The organism is Georgenia sp. Z1491, from assembly GCF_057652395.1.
Genome location: NZ_CM172729.1, coordinates 2,428,385 through 2,445,177 on the forward strand (window position 1 = coordinate 2,428,385; position 16,793 = coordinate 2,445,177).

The window sequence follows — 16,793 nt, forward strand, 5'->3', positions numbered from 1 at the left end:
CGGATCGGACAAGGAGCGAGACATGCGAGTGATGGCCCAGATGGCGATGGTCATGAACCTCGACAAGTGCATCGGGTGCCACACCTGCTCGGTCACGTGCAAGCAGGCGTGGACCAACCGGCAGGGCACGGAGTACATCTGGTTCAACAACGTCGAGACGCGGCCCGGCCAGGGCTACCCGCGCGGGTACGAGGACCAGGAGAAGTGGCGGGGCGGGTGGGAGGTCGGCCGGGGCGGCCGGCTCCGGCTCAAGGGCGGGGGCCGCGTGAGCAAGCTGCTGCGGATCTTCAACAACCCCAAGCTGCCCGGCATCGAGGACTACTACGAGCCGTGGACCTACGAGTACGACAACCTGCTCTCCTCGCCGCAGCAGCAGCACATCCCGACCGCTCCCCCGAAGTCGCTCATCACCGGCGAGCGCGTGCAGGTCCAGTGGTCGGGGAACTGGGACGACGACCTCGGCGGCACCTACGCGGCCGGCGACAAGGATCCGATGCTCAAGGGGCTTCAGGACAAGGTGAAGCTCGAGTTCGAGAACACCTTCATGTTCTACCTGCCGCGCATCTGCGAGCACTGCCTCAACCCCAGCTGCGCCGCCTCCTGCCCGTCGGGGGCCATCTACAAGCGCGAGGAGGACGGCATCGTCCTGGTGGACCAGGACCAGTGCCGCGGCTGGCGCATGTGCGTCTCCGGCTGCCCGTACAAGAAGATCTACTTCAACCACAAGACCGGCAAGGCCGAGAAGTGCACGTTCTGCTACCCCCGCATCGAGGCCGGTGAGCCGACGGTGTGCTCCGAGACCTGCGTGGGTCGTCTGCGCTACATCGGGCTCGTCCTGTACGACGCCGACAAGGTCACCGCCGCCGCCTCGGTCGAGGACGAGCACGCTCTCCTCGAGGCACAGAAGGACGTCCTCCTGGACCCGAACGACCCCGAGGTCCAGGATGCCGCCGAGCGCGCCGGAATCCCCTACGACTGGGTGCAGGCCGCCCGCAGGTCCCCGGTGTGGCGCCTCATCAAGGAGTTCGAGGTCGCGCTCCCGCTGCACCCGGAGTACCGGACCATGCCGATGGTCTGGTACGTCCCGCCCCTGTCCGCGGTGGTCGACGTCGTGCAGGAGACCGGTGCCGACGCCGAGGACGCGAGCACACTGTTCGCGGCGATCGACCAGATGCGCATCCCCGTGGAGTACCTGGCGAACCTGTTCACCGCAGGCGACGTCGTCCCGGTCCAGCGGGTGCTCGCCCGGATGGCCGCGATGCGCTCCTACATGCGGGACATCAACCTCGGCGGCGAGCCCGACGAGGAGATCGCCGAGGCCGTCGGCATGACCGGTGCGTCGATGGAGAAGATGTACCGGCTGCTGGCGATCGCGAAGTACGACGAGCGCTACGTCATCCCGGTGGGCCACTCCGAGCAGGCCCACCAGCTCGAGGGGGTCGGGACGGACTGCCCGCTCAACTCCGACGGCGGGCCGGGCATGATGCACCTGCCGGAGCAGGACATGGGCATGGCCGGTGTCGGGGTGCCCGCCGGTCCGGTCGACACCCGGCCGACGGAGTCCGGCCGCATCAACCTGCTCAACTGGGACGGGAGGGGGACGCCGTCCGGGCTGTTCCCCTCCCGCCGCCCGGCCGCGGGGACCGCCTGATGGGTGCCCTCGCCCGCCTCGTCGAGCGCGCCTTCCCCGGCGTCGCGGGGCGCGCGGACGGCGCTGCCGGCGCGCCCGGACGCGACGCGCCCGGGCACGCCGCGTCCGGGCGCGCCGGGTCGACACCGGTCCGCAGGGCGTCGCGGCCCGGCACGACCGCCGCCGGGGACCCCGTCGAGGAGACCCGGGCGGTGTGGGCCGCGGCGTCGTGGCTCATCGACTACCCGGGCGACGAGCTGCTCGCCCGCCTGCCCGACCTGCGCCGGCTCGTCACGCGCCTGCCGCGGCGGTACGCGGACATGCTCGACCCCGTGCTCGACGAGCTGGCCGCCCCGGACGTCGACGACCTGCGCTCGAGCTACGTCGACACGTTCGACACGCGCCGCCGCGGGTGCCTGCACCTGACGTACTTCAGCCACGGCGACACACGCCGCCGGGGCCTGGCCCTCGTCCGCGTGAAGGACGCCTACCGGCGCGCCGGGCTGATCGTCCGCGACGACGAGCTGCCCGACCACCTCACCCTCGTGCTCGAGCTCGGCGCCGGCCACGACGCGGCGGCCGCGGAGAAGATCCTGCTCGCCAACCGGGCCGGCCTCGAGCTGCTCCGCCTCCACCTGGCGGACATCGGCTCGCCCTGGCACGGCGTCGTCGAGGCCGTGTGCGCGACGCTGCCCGAGCTCGACGGCGAGGACCACGAGGCGGTGCGCCGCCTCGTCGAGGAGGGCCCGGCCGAGGAGCTGGTCGGCCTCGACGGCTACGGGGCGGAGCACGACATGCCGCCCCTCATGCACCGCGACGACGACTGCTCCGGTCACGACCACGGGAACGACCACGTCGAACCGACGACCTCCCCCTCGGGCCATCCCCTGCTGCCGCTCGTGAAAGGAGCACGGTGATGAACGAGCCGTCGACGGTCGACACCGTCATGTGGGTCATCGTCCCGTACGTCGCGCTGGCGTTCTTCGTGCTCGGGCACATCTGGCGGTGGCGCTACGACCAGTTCGGATGGACGACCCGGTCGAGCCAGATCTACGAGTCGAGGCTGCTGAGCATCGGCTCGCCGATGTTCCACTTCGGGATCATCGGGATCTTCTTCGGCCACGCCGTCGGGCTCGGGATCCCGAAGTCCTGGACCGACGCCGTCGGACTCTCCAACCACATGTACCACATCATGGCGATCACGATCGGCCTCGCGGCGGCGGTGGCCTGCGTGGGCGGCCTGGCGCTGCTCATCTACCGCCGGCGCACGAACAAGCGCGTGTTCGGGGCGACGACCCCCATGGACAAGGCGATGTACCTGCTGCTGACGATCACGATCCTCGCCGGCGTCGGCGCCACGGTGGTGGACTCAGCCATCGCCAACTACGACTACCGGGAGACGATATCGGTCTGGTTCCGCCAGTTCTGGACGCTCCAGCCCGACCCCTCGATCATGGCGGGGACGACGCCGCTCTTCCAGGTCCACGTCTTCTCCGCCGTCCTGCTGTTCGCCCTGTGGCCGTTCACCCGGCTCGTGCACGTGTTCAGCGTGCCGCTGGGCTACCTGACCCGCCCCTACATCGTGTACCGGTCGAAGTCCGGTGTGCCGCCGCAGGGACGCCGAGGCTGGGAGGAGGTGAACTTCTGATGCCGGCCGCCATCGTCCTGGCCGGCGGGGCGGGCCGACGCCTGGGCGGCGTGTCCAAGCCGGACGTCACCGTCGGCGGCCGCCGGATGCTCGACCTGGTCCTCGAGGCGCTCGCGCACGCCGCGCCGCGCGTCGTCGTGGCCGGCGCGGGCGTCGAGGTGCCCGCCGACGTGCGGCGGACCCTGGAGGACCCGCCGCTCGGCGGGCCGGCCGCAGGCATCGCCGCCGGACTGCGGGCCCTGGGTGCGCCGGACACGGGCGCCCTCGACCACGAGGTCCTCGTCCTCGCGTGCGACCTGCCGGGCGCGTCGAGCGTGGTGACGGCGCTGGAGCGGACGGGACCGCTGCCCGACGGCGTCGACGGGATCCTCCTGGAGCGCCCGGACGGTCGCCGGGAGTGGCTCGCCCTGCGGGCCAGGGTCGCGTCCCTGCGCCGTGCGCTCGACGAGCTGGGCGACCCGCGGGACCGGTCGGTGCGCGACCTGCTCGCCCCGCTCACCCTGGCGACCACGCCCGCACCCGGGACGCAGGCCGACGACGTCGACACCCCCGCCGACCGACGCACGTGGGAGCAGCGGGTCCGGCGGTCCGGGCGCCCGCCGGTCACCGAGCAGGAGGACTGGGCCGCGCGGCTGCACCCGTGGGTGGAGTCGGCCTGCCGAGAGCTCGGCCTGCCCCGAGGGCTCGTCGATCCCGGTCCCGACGTCGACACCGTGCACGTGCTCACCGGGGAGGTGGCCGAGGGCGTCCAGCGGTCGATGGCGCCGGTCTCGGCGTATCTCGTGGGCGTGGCCGTCGGCCGGGGCACGCCGCTGCCCGAGGCGCTCGACGCGGTGCGCCGCACCCTGAGGCCGGCATGACCGCCCCGTCCCGGCACCGCGTGCCGGTCGCGGACCGCGGTACCGGCGTACCCGTGTCTGAACACCTCGCGCAGGTCCTCGGCCTCGGGCGCGCCTACCTGGACGCGCGCGGCGCCGTCGAGCCGGAGGAGACGCTGCTCGCGGACGCACCGGGGCGGATCCTCGCGGGCGCGGTGCCGGCCGCCGTCGCCGTCCCCCCGTTCACCGCCTCGGCGATGGACGGGTTCGCCGTACGGGCCTGCGACATCGACCTGCTGCCCGACGACGCTCTCGAGCTCCCCGTCGCCGGGGACCTGCCCGCCGGGGCTGCGCCGCGGGCGCTCCCGCCCGGGGCGGCCCTGCGGATCATGACTGGCGCCGCGCTGCCGGCCGGGGCGGACGCGGTGGTCCCCGTCGAGCTCACCGACCACCGCCCCGGCCCGGGCCCCGCCCCGGCGCGGGTGCGGCTGACCGAGCGGCCGAGCGTGGGCGCGCACGTGCGCGTCGCGGGCGAGGACGCACGGGTCGGCGACGTCGTCCTCACCGCGGGCGAGCGGGTGTCCCCCGCGCACGTCGCGGCCGCCGCAGCGGTGGGGCGCGCGACCGTGCCGGTGGTGCCCAGGCCGCGGGTCCTCGTCGTCGCCACGGGTGACGAGCTGAGCCCGCCGGGCACGGTGCCCGCGCCCGGCCGCGTCCCGGACTCGGGCGGCCCGATGCTCGCGGCCCTGGTCGCGCAGGCCGGGGCGGTCCCGGTGCTCGAGCGGTGCGCGGACGACGTCGGCGCCCTGCGCGCGACGCTCGCGCGCGCGGGCACGGACGCCGACCTCGTGCTCACCTCCGGCGGGATGTCGCAGGGCGCCTACGAGGTGGTCCGGGAGGCGCTCGGGCAGCGCCTCACGCTCCATGAGGTCGCCATGCAGCCCGGCCGCCCCCAGGGCGCGGGAGCGCTCGACGACGACCGCTGCGTGCCGGTCCTCGCGCTGCCCGGCAACCCGGTGAGCACCTTCGTCAGCTTCTACGTGATCGTGCGACCCCTGCTCGCTCTGCTGTCCGGGGCCGACCCGGCGGCGGCCGGCCGCACGGTGCCGGTGGTCGCGGGACGCGCCTGGCGCACCCGCGCCGGCCGACGGCAGTACGCGCCCGTGGCGCTGCGGCGGGTCGGTGACGAGCTCGTGGCCGAGCCCCCGCACCCGCTCGGTGCCGGCTCGCACCTGGTGGCGAGCCTGGCCCGGGCCGAGGCCCTCGCCGTCGTGCCCGAGGAGGCCGACCGCGTGCAGCCCGGCGATCGCCTCGAGGCGCTGCTCGTCCGCGACCTCTCCCGCTGAGGCACCGCCGGGCGCTACCGGGCCGCGCTCGGTCACCTGGCCCGGTTCTCGGCCTCCTGCCCCGAGGCGCTAGCTGTCCGCGGCCTCGAACGCCGATTCGGATCGGCGGTCGAGCGCGTCGGCGGCCCGCACCAGGCCCAGGTGGCTGAACGCCTGCGGGAAGTTGCCGGCGAGCCGGCCCGCCCGCGGGTCGTACTCCTCCGCGAGGAGCCCGAGGTCTGACTCGGTCGCGACCAGGGCGTCCATCATGCGCCGCGCCTCGTCGACCCGCCCGGTGCGGGCGTACTGCTCGACGAGCCAGAACGAGCAGATGAGGAACGGGTACTCGTCGCCGGCCAGCCCGTCGAGCCCGGAGGCCGTCCGGTACCGGTGCAGGAAGCCGTGCGCGTCGAGCAGGTCGTCCTCGATGCGGGCCACGGTGGACAGCATGCGCGGGTCGTCGTAGGCCACGAATCCGATGTGGGCGAGCTGCAGCAGCGACGCATCGACCTCGGTCGAGCCGTAGGTCTGGGTGAATGCACCGATGTCGTCGTTCCACCCGCGGGTGAGGATCTCCTCACGCAGCAGGTCCCGGCGCTCCCGCCACGCCTCGACGTCGCCGTCGAGCCCGTGCCGCTCGACCGCGCGGACGCCACGGTCGAACGCCGCCCACATCATCGCGCGGCCGTGGGTGAAGTACGCAGGCTCGCCGCGCATCTCCCAGATCCCGTGGTCCTTGTCGTCGAACCGGTCCCAGGCGTAGTCGAGGAGCGCCTTCTGCAGGCCCCAGGAGAACTCGGTCTCCTCCAGTCCCGCGTCACGGGCGAGGTCGAGCGCGACCATGACCTCACCGACGACGTCGGCCTGGTACTGGTCGGCCGCCCCGTTGCCGATGCGCACCGGCCGCGAGTCCTCGTAGCCGTCCAGGTGGGTGAGCTCGTGCTCCGGAAGGTGCCGGGATCCGTCGAGCCCGTACATGATCCTCAGGTCACGGGGGTCGCCGGCCATGGCACGCAGCAGCCAGGTACGCCATGCGTGGGCGCCGGTGACGAAACCGTGGCTGAGGAGGGCCTCGATCGTCAGGGCCGAGTCACGCAGCCAGACGTACCGGTAGTCCCAGTTTCGGCTGCCGCCGAACTCCTCCGGGAGGGACGTCGTCGGCGCCGCCACGATGCCACCGGTCAGCCGCTCGGTCAGTGCCCGGAGCACGAGCAGCGAGCGGCGCACCTGGTCCGCGTACGGACCGCGCGCGTCGATCCGTGCCGCCCAGGCGCGCCAGTAGGCGATCGTCGCGACCGGTGTCAGCGTCTCGGGCCGCGGGGCGGCGTCCGGGAGGTAGGACGGCGACCAGCTGAGCACCCAGGTGTGCTCCTCGCCCTCCTCCATCGCGAAGTGCCCGCGGCAGGACCCGTTGACCTGCTCGAGGGCCGGGCCGCGCAGCGCGAGCGAGTCCGGGCCGGCGACCGCGTGGATCTCCGTGCGGCCGTCCACCTCGAGCGTCTGGAGCCACGGCGTCGCGGCGCCGTAGTCGAACCGCAGCCGCAGGTCGTGCGTCACCTCGACGCTGCCCGACGTGCAGGTCACGGTGCGCACGAGGTCCGCCGTCGGGGCCGCGGGGTCCTCGTCGATCGGCAGGAAGTCGGTGACGGTGAGCGTCCCGGTCGGTGTGGACCAGTGGGACTCCAGCACGAAGGTGTCGTCCACGTAGTCGCGGGAGACGAGCTCGCCCTCGGGCGGGGCGAGGAGCCAGCGCCCGTCCTCGCGCGTCCCGAGGATCGCGGTGAACACCGCCGACGAGTCGAACCGTGGGAAGCAGAGCCAGTCGATGCTGCCGTCGCGGGCGACGAGTGCGGCCGTGCGCTGGTCGGACAGCAGGGCGTAGTGCTCCAGGGGTGTGCTCACGGGCGGACCTTCTCGTTCGGGGGGTGTCGGGGTGGACGTCGGGGTTGTCGCCGTCGGACGGTGCGGGCCGGAAGCGGAACGTGCCGGGACCGGTGCGCCGGGACCGGTGCGCGCCGGAACCTGCGGCACGGCGATCGTCCAGGCTAGCCGCGTCCCCGGGCGCGCGGTGCACGTACCCAGAGCCCCGCGCGTCGCGCGGTCAGGTCGGTCAGGTCGGTCAGGTCGGTCAGGTCGGTCAGGTCACGATCCGACGACCGTCGGTCACCGATGTGCCACGAGGCACCAGCCGCGCCGGGCCCGCGTCCACCATGGTTGTCACCGTCCCTCCCCGGGCGGTCCGCCACCTGGAGGACACCGTGCGACGACCGACCGTCTCGTTCGTCACCCTCGTCGGCGCGACGCTGCTCGCCGGATGTTGGTCCACTCCCGTTACGGACGTGACCGCACCGCCGGAGGAGAGGTCGTCGGACGAGGCTCGATCCGACGGCACGTCGTCGGGCGGAGCCGGGTCCGACGACGGCAGCTCACCCGACCCGGACACCTTTGCCGTCCCCACCTGGGCGCACTCGCCGGGCCAGCCGGTGATGGAGGCGCTCAGCATCGGGAACGTGTTCGCCTCCCCTGAACGGTGCCCGGTATTCGCGGGTGACAGCGGCTACGACGGCGACGGGACGGGGCTGATGCTGCCCAACGCGATCGGGCGGGTCACCGACGACGGCCTCGTGGTCGAGTACGAGATCGAGGGAGAGCGACGCGTCGTCGCCCTCGACGGCAGCGAGCAGAGCTTCGGCGGCGGGCACGGCACCCCGGAGAACGAGGCCGAGTGGGAGCGCGTGTGCCCGCACACCCCGGTCAGTGCGATCTGGCAGGGATCCTGAGCGGAGCGACGCGATCGCCGAGGTCGGACGTCATCCGCCAGACTGGCTCCCCGACCGATGACCGGCCCCGTGGACCCGGCGGCCGATCGCGGAACACGCAGGACACGACGACGAGGAGACCGGCATGGGGATCGGCGACTACCTGAACAAGGCCAAGGACGCTCTGAGTGGCGAGCGGGGCGAGCAGCTGCTCGACAAGGTGGAGGGCGCGGCACGCAAGGCCACCGGCGGCAAGCACGACGGCATGATCGACAAGGCCCGCGACGCCGCCGGCAACGCCCTCGGGCACGACGACGACCGTGCGCGGGAGGCAGGGGCGGACGGTACCCAGGCCGCGGGGAACGGACGTGCGCAGGACGCGGGCGCCGGGAGCGACGACGCGCCGGACGCCGGCCGGGAGGCCGAGGCGAGCGCCGACCGCGAGGGCGGGACCGCCGATCGCGGCACCGCGCCGGACGCCGACAACCGGGGCTGATCACGCCGACGCCCGAACCGACGCGAACGACCGGCCCCCGAGCTGGGGACCGGCCGTGTTGCGTGTCCGGAGGGGTGTGTGGTTCCAGGACGTCGTGAACGGGTGTCCCCGGACATCGTCAACGACAGCCCCCTGCCGGACTCGGATGTCCCACGACATCGTGAACGGCAGCGGCGCACGAGGTCCTCATCACAGCGGTCACCGTCCAGAAGCTCTCCGCTGCGCACGCCAGCGAGAGGGCAACACACGTCCACGGGATGCGTCGAACGGGCGCCCACGGTCCAGACAGATCGAATGGGCAGGAACACGCACGTGGGAGGCCCGCCTCGTGCAGGCTGCTGCCCACTCGACGCAGGTTCGTCCCGACAGCCACCAGACGCATCGGGTCGAGAGGGCGCTGACATCCACAGGGGAGCGCCGCCACATGCGATCTTGCGACCGTCGACGGCGCCCCAGCCCGCACCGTCCACGGCCACCAACGACAAAACGGCTGAACCCCCGCCACCGGGGGTTCAGCCGTTCGCGATGTCCTGGGACATCACATGCGTGTCCGGAGGGGTGTCTGGTTCCAGGACATCGTGAACGGGTGTCCCCAGACATCGTGAACGACTGCCCCCTGTCGGGATCGGATGTCCCACGACATCGTGAACGGTGGCGAAGTACGAGGTCCTCATCAAAGCGGTCACCGTCCAGAAGCTCTCCTACGGGCAGGTCGCTGCCCGCTACGGGGTGTCGAAGTCCCTCGTCCACAAACTCCACCACCGCTGGCTCACCGAGGGCGAGGCCGCCTACCAGCCCCGCTCACGCCGACCACGCACCTGAGCGCGCCGAGTCGTCGAGAGGGCGCCACTGTTCATCTGACAGGCCGTCCGGATGCACTTCGGCGCCCTCTCGACACGCCTCGCGCAGCAATAACGGGGCGCCGCGGCCCTCGCAGAGCTCACCCCCGGGCTTCAGCCGCGGCCGGCCACCGGCCACCAACGACAAAACGGCTGAACCCCCGCCACCGGGGGTTCAGCCGTTCGCGATGTCCTGGGACATCACATGCGTGTCCGGAGGGGTGTCTGGTTCCAGGACATCGTGAACGGGTGTCCCCAGACATCGTGAACGACTGCCCCCTGTCGGGATCGGATGTCCCACGACATCGTGAACGGTGGCGAAGTACGAGGTCCTCATCAAAGCGGTCACCGTCCAGAAGCTCTCCTACGGGCAGGTCGCTGCCCGCTACGGGGTGTCGAAGTCCCTCGTCCACAAACTCCACCACCGCTGGCTCACCGAGGGCGAGGCCGCCTACCAGCCCCGCTCACGCCGACCACTGACCGTCCCCACCCGCACTCCGGACCAGGTCCGAGAACGCGTCCTCCAGCTCCGCGGCGAGCTCACCGCCCAAGGCCTGGACGCCGGCGCGGACACCATCGACTGGCACCTGACCCGCCAAGGCCACACCATCGGCCGAACCACGATCTGGCGGATCCTGACCAGCAACGGCACGATCACGCCCCAGCCTCAGAAACGCCCCCGATCCTCCTGGCGCCGCTTCGCCGCCGACCGCCCCAACGAGCTGTGGCAGTCCGACTTCACCCACACCACGCTCACCGGCGGCACCGAGGTCGAGATCATCGGCTGGCTCGACGACCACTCCCGACTCCTGGTCCACCTCTCCGCCCACCACCGCGTCACCGGCACCACCGTCACCCAGACCTTCACCGCAGCAGCCAGCCAGTACGGATACCCCACCGCGACCCTGACCGACAACGGCATGGTCTACACCACCCGCTACGCCCGCGGCGGCCGCGGACGACCCGACGGAACAGGCAACGCGTTCGAGACCCTGCTCGCCCTGCACGGCATCCAGCAACGCAACGGCAAACCGTTCAAACCCACCACCCAGGGCAAGATCGAACGCTTCTGGCAGACCCTGAACAAGCGCCTCGCCACCCGGCCAGCCGACACCCTCGCCCACCTCCAGGACGAACTCGACGACTTCCGCGACTACTACAACAACGACCGCCCTCATCGCGGCATCGGCCGACAGACCCCCGCCCACGCCTACCAGCTCATCCCCCCGGCGACCCCCACCCCGCCCGGCGACCCCGACCTGTGGCGAGTGCGCTACGACACCGTCGACCGCGACGGAAAGATCAGCCTGCGCCACAGCGGCCGCATGCTGCACCTCGGCATCGGCCGCGCCCACGCCCGCACCGAGATCACCTGCCTGGTCCACAACGACCACGCCACCGTGCTGGACGCCTCCACCGGCGAGATCCTCAGCGAACACACCCTGAACCCCGCACACACCTACCAACGAAAAAACGGCTGAACCCCCGTCACCGGGGGTTCAGCCGTTCACGATGTCCTGGGACATCACATGCGTGTCCGGAGGGGGACTTGAACCCCCACGCCCTAATACGGGCACTAGCACCTCAAGCTAGCGCGTCTGCCATTCCGCCACCCGGACAGGGTGTCTGTTCGGCTCCCGGATCGCTCCGCGTCACCTGAACAACGACGGAAACTCTAACACGCGGCCTCCGCCGATCCACGGTCGTGCCGGGCCACCAGGACGTGAGTCGCGGCACGCTCGTGCGCGCCCCGACCGGGGCCGTCGACACCCGGTCCGCCCGCCGCCGACCGCACACTCGACGACCACCAACCGCACACTCGGCGAACCGGGGTTGGCGGGTCGGGCTTGACAGCGTCACCGCTCGACCGGACGATACCGACACCTGAATCGCTTGTCAGGTTCGCGGTCTGCCGGCCCCACCGATCCGAGGAGGCTCGCATGAGCGCCCGCCCCACCACCGCCCGCGGCACCCGGACCAGGGCCACGATCCTCGCCGCCGCGACGGACGTGTTCGCCAAGCACGGGTACCACGACGCCTCGGTCGCACGGATCACCGAGCGCGCCGGCGTGGGCCAGGGGACGTTCTACCTGTACTTCGACACCAAGCTGTCGGTGTTCGAGGAGGTCGTCCGCGACCTCAACTCCCGGGTCCGCCGCGCGATGTTCACCGCGAGCTCGGAGGAGGACGACCGCCTCGCCGCCGAGCGCGCGGGCTTCGCCGCCTTCTTCCGGTTCACCGCCGAGAACCCCGCGCTGTACCGGATCATGCGGCAGGCCGAGTTCGTCGCCTCGGACGTCCTGCACATCCACTACGAGACCATCGCCCGCGGGTACACGTCCGGCCTGCGCGCCGCCCAGGCGAGCGGCGAGGTCGCCGCCGACCTCGACCCGGAGGCCGTCGCCTGGGCCCTCATGGGGGTCGGCGAGCTCGTCGGCATGCGCTGGGTGATGAGGGAGCGCGACGCCGACGAGCCCGGGCCACCGCGGTCGCCCGAGCACGGGCTCCCCGAGAAGATCCTCGACTCGGTCATGGCCGTGGTCGAACGCGGGCTCCGGCCGCCGGAGGACCCGGCCTCCACCAGCACTGACTCTCAAGGAGAGACGCCGTGACCAGCCTCAACGGCAAGCGCGCAGTCCTCACCGGAGGGCGACGCGGCACCGGCCGGGCCCGGCCATAGGATCTGCCCGTGCCCTCCCCCGTGCCCATGCCGTCCCGGCGCGCCGTCGCGGCCCGGGGGCACTGACCCGTGCGGCCGGACGAGATCGAGGCGCTCCGTGACGCGGGCGGCCGCCGGACGCGGCGCCAGTGGCTCGTCGTCGCCCTCGTCACGGTGCTGGTCGCTCTCGTCCCGGTCGGGATCTACGTCGTCACCGGCAATCTCGACCACCTGCTCGGGAACAGCGAGGAGGTCACCGCGCGCGTCGAGCGGGTCGAGACCGACGGTAGCTGCCGGGGGCGGCCGGTCGACCGGCTCGACGTGGAGGTCAGCTGGACGGTCGACGGCACCTCCGGGCACGGGTCCTACTCCCGGTGCGACGAGCGGCTCGCGGTGGGCGACTCCGTCCAGGTGTGGGTCGCACCGAACGGCACCATGTCGCCCGAGTCCCCTACCGAGCTCCGGTCCGGCCTCCTGGTCGGCAGTGTTCTCCTCGCGCTGGCCGGCGCAGGGAGCGGCGCGGCGATGATCCTCATGAACCGGGGCCGGCGACGACGCCTGCTCGCCGCACGGACCGCTCCGCTGGGCCCGCCCGTCCGCGTCCGGGTGAAGCAGCTCGGACGCGGGCGGGCCACCGTGCGCCTCGTCGACCCGGCCCCCGGGGTGGTCGATCCGAGGCCCAGCGCCGTGCCGGTCATCCACTTCCGGCCCGGGCGTCGGCCCGGGACGATGACCACGTTCGGGATCCTCGGCGAGTGGTGGCTGCACGTGGCGCCGATCGGCGACCCCCGCCGTCAGCACGGCGTCCTCGTCCGGGGCGACGAGCGCCTGTGGGTCGAGTTCCGCCTGCCCCCGCGGAAGCGGCAGTAGGCGCGGATCCCGCCTGCTCCCTCGCCCCGGCACCTCGTCCCGCGCCCCTCGTCCCGCGCGACCGTTCCCGCCTGACAGGTGTCACACGGACCTCGTGACACCACCCCATCGCGAACTCGCCCGCGCCACGCCCATGCTCGGGGCATGACCGCACCTGCACCCGCCGCTCCGCCGTCGGTCCCGCCCGCCGTCGAGCTCGTCGGCCTGCGCAGGACGTTCGGCACCGGACAGGGCGTCGTCCGGGCCGTCGACGGGCTCGACCTGACGATCGCCCCGGGCGAGGTCGTCGCGTTCCTCGGCCCCAACGGTGCCGGCAAGACGACGACGCTCGACATCGTCCTCGGCCTGACCGAGGCGAGCGCCGGGACCGCCCGCGTGTTCGGCCGTCCCCCGCGCGAGGCGGTCGCCGCCGGGCGAGTCTCCGCGGTCCTCCAGTCCGGCGGCCTGCTGCGGGACCTCAGCGTGCGGGAGACGGTCACCCTCGTCGCGTCGACGTTCCCGTCCCACGAGCCGGTCGACGACGTCATGGCGCGCGCCGGCATCTCGGGCATCGCGGGCCGAAGGATCGCCAAGTGCTCCGGCGGCGAGCAGCAGCGCGTGCGGTTCGCGCTCGCCCTGCTGCCCGACCCGGACCTCATCGTCCTCGACGAGCCCACCGCCGGAATGGACGTCGCCGCCCGCCGCGACTTCTGGTCGACCATGCACGACGACGCCGACGCCGGGCGCACGATCGTCTTCGCCACCCACTACCTCGAGGAGGCCGACGCGTTCGCCGACCGGATCGTCATGGTCGCCGACGGCCGCATCGTCGCCGACGGCACGACGGCGCAGATCCGGTCGCGCGCGTCGGGTCGGACGGTGACGGCGGACGTCGATCCCGCCCGGTTCGACGCGACCGTCGCCGGCCTGCGGGCGCTGAAGGGCGTGCACTCGGTCGGGGCCGACGGCACGCGGGTCGCCGTACGTGCGACCGACACCGACCTCGTCGCACGGACGCTGCTCACCGAGCTCGGCGGAAGCAGCCTCGAGATCACCTCGGGCTCGCTGGAGAGCGCGTTCGTCTCGATCACCGGTCGCGCCCCGCTCGACAGTCCGGACGGCGACGACGTCGCCGGGGCCCGCGCCTCGACACTCGGAGCCACGCGATGAACGCCACCTACTTCCGCATCGAGATGACGCGGCTCGGCCGCGACGTCACGGCCCTGTTCTTCGTCGGGATCCTGCCCGCGGTCCTCTACGTGATCTTCGGCGCCGTGCAGTCCTACGGCGAGATCGAGCTCGCGCACGGCAACGTGGCGATGACCGTGATGATCGCGATGGCCGCCTACGGCGCGGTCACCGCCACGACGAGCCTGGGCGGGATGGCCGCGGTCGAGCGGATGCAGGGCTGGGGCCGGCAGCTGGGGCTGACCCCGATGACCGACACCGGGTTCGTCGCAGTCAAGGCCTCCGTCGCGCTCGTCGTCTCGCTCGTCCCGGTCACACTCATCTATGTCCTCGGCGCGGTCACGGGCGCCTCGGGCGACCCCGCGGCCTGGGTGCTGTCCGCCGCGGTCATCGTCGTCGGGGCCGTGACGTTCGCGCTGTTCGGCCTCGCCGTCGGCCAGATCTTCCGCAGCGAGGCGTCGGTGAGCGCAGCGTCGGGCCTGCTCGTCGTCCTCGCCTTCCTCGGCAACGTGTTTTTCCCGCTGTCCGGGATCATGCTGCAGATCGCCACGTTCACGCCGCTCTACGGCTACGTCGCGCTCGCCCGCCGGCCCGTCACCGACGGTGTCCCGCTCCAGACCGGGATGGGCGACCCCGGTCCCGCGGAACCCCTGTGGGTACCCGTGGTTAACCTCGTCGTGTGGACGATCGTGTTCGCCGCCCTGGCGGTGTGGAACGTGCGGCGCGGACGGGCGCGCCAATGATCGACGAACGCGAGGAGCAGGACAGGAGGTCCGGGGCGCCGCACGTCGCGGACCCCCGGCCCGCCCCCGCGCAACCGGCCGACCGCTCGCCCACGCCCGCCGGGACCTCGGACGTGGACGAGGCCCGGTCGTCGACCGACCCGTGGGACCAGATCGGCTGGCTGATGGCCGCCATCTGGCTGGTCTTCCTCATCTTCCCGGTCCTGGCCGTGCTTGACCAGGTCGAGCCCGTGCTGCTCCAGGTGCTCGACCTCGTGCTCATCGCCGTCTTCGCGGTCGTCTACTGCTGGGCGTTCCGCACGCTCCCCGAGTGCGCCGGTCCCGACCGCGTCCGGCACGGCATCAGGTACCTCGCCGTGCTCGTCGTCCTGGCCGTGACGGTCGGCCTCTCGCTGGGATTCAACGCGTTCGCCATGTGCACCTACCTCGTGGCGCTCGCGATCTACACGTTCCCCCCGCTGCCCGGGATGATCTTCACGGCCGGCGTGCTCCTCGCGGCGACGCTCGGACCCTGGCTGATCGCGCCCGCCGACGAACCCTGGTGGCTCTTCGGCCCGATCATCCTGCTCGTGGCGGTCGCCTGCTTCATCCCCGTGCGCCTCGACGAGCGCGCCGACCGGCAGCGCCGCCTCGAGGCCGAGCTGACGATCACCGCCGAGCGCGACCGCGTGGCCCGCGACGTGCACGATGTGCTCGGCCACTCCCTCACCGTCATCACCGTGAAGTCCGAGCTGGCCGAACGGCTCGTCGACGTCGACCCCGGGCGCGCGAAGGACGAGATCGCCCAGGTGCGCTCGCTCTCCCGGCAGGCGCTGGCCGAGATCCGGGCCACCGTGGCCGGCCTGCGGGTCGCCCGCCTCGTCGACGAGCGCGAGGCCGCCCAGGTCGCCCTCGCGGGCGCCGGCATCGCGGTCGACCTGCCCGGCGACGCCGACGTCGTCGACCCCCGGCACCGCATCACCCTCGCGTGGGCCCTGAGGGAGGCCGTCACCAACGTCGTGCGGCACTCGGGGGCGAGCAGGTGCACCGTGCGCTGGTCGGGGTCGAGCCTCGTCGTCGACGACGACGGACGGGGCACGTCCGGGCGCGAGGGCAACGGCCTGCGGGGGCTGCGCGAGCGGGTCCGCCAGGCAGGCGGCACCGTGACGGTCGGCCCCGGGCCGGACGGGACCGGCACGAGGCTGGAGGTCCTGCTGTGATCCGGGTGCTGCTCGCCGACGACCAGGCACTCGTGCGCGGCGCGCTGGCCGCGCTGCTCGACCTCGAGGGCGACATCGAGGTCGTCGCCCAGGTGGGGAGCGGTGACGAGGTCGTCGCCGCCGCCCGCACGTCCGAGGCGCAGGTGTGCCTGCTGGACATCGAGATGCCCGGGCTCGACGGCATCGAGGCCGCCCGGGCGCTGGCCGCCGAGCTGCCCACCACGCGCTCGCTCGTGGTGACGACCTTCGGCCGGCCCGGCTACCTGCGGCGGGCGCTCGAGGCGGGCGCGAGCGGGTTCGTCGTCAAGGACACCCCCGCGGGCGAGCTGGCCGAGGCCGTGCGCCGGGTCCACGCTGGGCTCCGGGTCGTCGACCCCTCGCTCGCGTCGGAGTCCCTCGCGGCGGGCGCGAACCCGCTGACGGACCGGGAGCGCGACGTGCTGCGCGCGACCCTCGACGGCTCGCCGGTCGCCCAGATCGCGGCCGCCGTCCACCTCTCGCCCGGGACGGTGCGGAACTACCTCTCGAGCGCGATCGGCAAGACCGGCTCGAGCACCCGGGCCCAGGCGGCACAGGTCGCCCGCGAGCGCGGCTGGCTCTGAGGCCGGCGGGTCCGGAGCAGGGCAGGCTCCGGGCGTGC

16 protein-coding genes and 1 tRNA gene are annotated in these 16,793 nt (G+C 72.8%); 15 read left to right on the top strand and 2 right to left on the bottom strand.

Going from position 1 to position 16,793, the window contains the following annotated elements:
* Nucleotides 1-22: 22 nt before the first annotated feature.
* From narH to AC24HA_RS11210, 5 genes are read left to right on the top strand one after another with little or no spacing between them, the layout of a single operon-like run.
* Nucleotides 23-1,651, top strand: a complete 1,629-nt coding sequence (narH, locus tag AC24HA_RS11190; protein WP_425709560.1) for a nitrate reductase subunit beta — start codon at nucleotides 23-25, stop codon at nucleotides 1,649-1,651.
* Nucleotides 1,651-2,547 (top strand): nitrate reductase molybdenum cofactor assembly chaperone, encoded by an 897-nt coding sequence (gene narJ / locus AC24HA_RS11195; protein ID WP_425709559.1) that lies wholly within the window; start codon nucleotides 1,651-1,653, stop codon nucleotides 2,545-2,547. Before narH ends, narJ begins: the two co-directional genes overlap by 1 nt.
* Nucleotides 2,547-3,278: a respiratory nitrate reductase subunit gamma gene (gene narI / locus AC24HA_RS11200; protein ID WP_425709558.1), complete on the top strand. Its 732-nt coding sequence runs from the start codon at nucleotides 2,547-2,549 to the stop codon at nucleotides 3,276-3,278. Before narJ ends, narI begins: the two co-directional genes overlap by 1 nt.
* Nucleotides 3,278-4,138, top strand: a complete 861-nt coding sequence (locus AC24HA_RS11205; RefSeq protein ID WP_425709557.1) for an NTP transferase domain-containing protein — start codon at nucleotides 3,278-3,280, stop codon at nucleotides 4,136-4,138. The genes narI and AC24HA_RS11205 overlap by 1 nt, the downstream gene beginning before the upstream one ends.
* Before the next feature lie 53 nt (nucleotides 4,139-4,191).
* Nucleotides 4,192-5,442, top strand: coding sequence for a molybdopterin molybdotransferase MoeA (locus AC24HA_RS11210; RefSeq protein ID WP_425709556.1), 1,251 nt, complete (start codon nucleotides 4,192-4,194; stop codon nucleotides 5,440-5,442).
* A gap of 69 nt (nucleotides 5,443-5,511) precedes the next feature.
* Here AC24HA_RS11210 and AC24HA_RS11215 read toward each other — a convergent pair whose 3' ends face one another.
* Complete coding sequence (locus AC24HA_RS11215) at nucleotides 5,512-7,323, bottom strand: glycoside hydrolase family 15 protein (RefSeq protein ID WP_425709555.1); 1,812 nt, start codon at nucleotides 7,321-7,323, stop codon at nucleotides 5,512-5,514.
* A 356-nt stretch (nucleotides 7,324-7,679) separates the two neighbouring features.
* On the opposite strand from AC24HA_RS11215, the gene AC24HA_RS11220 reads away from it, so the two are divergent.
* The 4 genes from AC24HA_RS11220 (at nucleotide 7,680) to AC24HA_RS11235 (ending at nucleotide 10,996) form a co-directional block, all read left to right on the top strand.
* Complete coding sequence (locus AC24HA_RS11220) at nucleotides 7,680-8,201, top strand: hypothetical protein (protein WP_463648415.1); 522 nt, start codon at nucleotides 7,680-7,682, stop codon at nucleotides 8,199-8,201.
* Between the two features lie 124 nt (nucleotides 8,202-8,325).
* Complete coding sequence (locus tag AC24HA_RS11225) at nucleotides 8,326-8,676, top strand: antitoxin (RefSeq protein ID WP_425709553.1); 351 nt, start codon at nucleotides 8,326-8,328, stop codon at nucleotides 8,674-8,676.
* Nucleotides 8,677-9,327: 651 nt separating this feature from the next.
* The gene (locus AC24HA_RS11230) at nucleotides 9,328-9,498 is read left to right on the top strand and encodes a helix-turn-helix domain-containing protein (RefSeq protein WP_425710117.1); all 171 of its coding nucleotides are present in this window, start codon (nucleotides 9,328-9,330) and stop codon (nucleotides 9,496-9,498) included.
* Nucleotides 9,499-9,829: 331 nt separating this feature from the next.
* Nucleotides 9,830-10,996, top strand: coding sequence for an IS481 family transposase (locus tag AC24HA_RS11235; RefSeq protein WP_425708384.1), 1,167 nt, complete (start codon nucleotides 9,830-9,832; stop codon nucleotides 10,994-10,996).
* A gap of 53 nt (nucleotides 10,997-11,049) precedes the next feature.
* Here the strand turns inward: AC24HA_RS11235 and AC24HA_RS11240 are convergent.
* Nucleotides 11,050-11,134 (bottom strand) — tRNA-Leu (locus AC24HA_RS11240).
* A gap of 321 nt (nucleotides 11,135-11,455) precedes the next feature.
* Here AC24HA_RS11240 and AC24HA_RS11245 point away from each other — a divergent pair.
* The 6 genes from AC24HA_RS11245 to AC24HA_RS11270 all read left to right on the top strand — a co-directional run bounded on the left by AC24HA_RS11245 (nucleotide 11,456) and on the right by AC24HA_RS11270 (nucleotide 16,755).
* Nucleotides 11,456-12,127, top strand: coding sequence for a TetR/AcrR family transcriptional regulator (locus AC24HA_RS11245; RefSeq protein ID WP_425709645.1), 672 nt, complete (start codon nucleotides 11,456-11,458; stop codon nucleotides 12,125-12,127).
* Nucleotides 12,128-12,264: 137 nt separating this feature from the next.
* On the top strand, nucleotides 12,265-13,044 hold the full coding sequence (locus tag AC24HA_RS11250) for a hypothetical protein (protein ID WP_425709646.1): 780 nt from the start codon (nucleotides 12,265-12,267) through the stop codon (nucleotides 13,042-13,044).
* A 144-nt stretch (nucleotides 13,045-13,188) separates the two neighbouring features.
* A complete protein-coding gene (locus tag AC24HA_RS11255) occupies nucleotides 13,189-14,193 on the top strand; it encodes an ABC transporter ATP-binding protein (RefSeq protein WP_425709647.1) in 1,005 nt (334 codons plus the stop codon).
* Nucleotides 14,190-14,954, top strand: a complete 765-nt coding sequence (locus tag AC24HA_RS11260; protein ID WP_425709648.1) for an ABC transporter permease — start codon at nucleotides 14,190-14,192, stop codon at nucleotides 14,952-14,954. Before AC24HA_RS11255 ends, AC24HA_RS11260 begins: the two co-directional genes overlap by 4 nt.
* On the top strand, nucleotides 14,951-16,153 hold the full coding sequence (locus AC24HA_RS11265) for a sensor histidine kinase (RefSeq protein ID WP_425709649.1): 1,203 nt from the start codon (nucleotides 14,951-14,953) through the stop codon (nucleotides 16,151-16,153). The genes AC24HA_RS11260 and AC24HA_RS11265 overlap by 4 nt, the downstream gene beginning before the upstream one ends.
* Complete coding sequence (locus AC24HA_RS11270; protein ID WP_425709650.1) at nucleotides 16,150-16,755, top strand: response regulator transcription factor; 606 nt, start codon at nucleotides 16,150-16,152, stop codon at nucleotides 16,753-16,755. The genes AC24HA_RS11265 and AC24HA_RS11270 overlap by 4 nt, the downstream gene beginning before the upstream one ends.
* Nucleotides 16,756-16,793: the final 38 nt, after the last annotated feature.

Coding starts and splice junctions, on each gene's coding strand:
- narH (WP_425709560.1), top strand. CDS start 23: ATGCGAGTGATGGCCCAGATGGCGATGGTCATGAACCTCGACAAGTGC.
- narJ (WP_425709559.1), top strand. CDS start 1,651: ATGGGTGCCCTCGCCCGCCTCGTCGAGCGCGCCTTCCCCGGCGTCGCG.
- narI (WP_425709558.1), top strand. CDS start 2,547: ATGAACGAGCCGTCGACGGTCGACACCGTCATGTGGGTCATCGTCCCG.
- AC24HA_RS11205 (WP_425709557.1), top strand. CDS start 3,278: ATGCCGGCCGCCATCGTCCTGGCCGGCGGGGCGGGCCGACGCCTGGGC.
- AC24HA_RS11225 (WP_425709553.1), top strand. CDS start 8,326: ATGGGGATCGGCGACTACCTGAACAAGGCCAAGGACGCTCTGAGTGGC.
- AC24HA_RS11245 (WP_425709645.1), top strand. CDS start 11,456: ATGAGCGCCCGCCCCACCACCGCCCGCGGCACCCGGACCAGGGCCACG.
- AC24HA_RS11255 (WP_425709647.1), top strand. CDS start 13,189: ATGACCGCACCTGCACCCGCCGCTCCGCCGTCGGTCCCGCCCGCCGTC.
- AC24HA_RS11260 (WP_425709648.1), top strand. CDS start 14,190: ATGAACGCCACCTACTTCCGCATCGAGATGACGCGGCTCGGCCGCGAC.
- AC24HA_RS11265 (WP_425709649.1), top strand. CDS start 14,951: ATGATCGACGAACGCGAGGAGCAGGACAGGAGGTCCGGGGCGCCGCAC.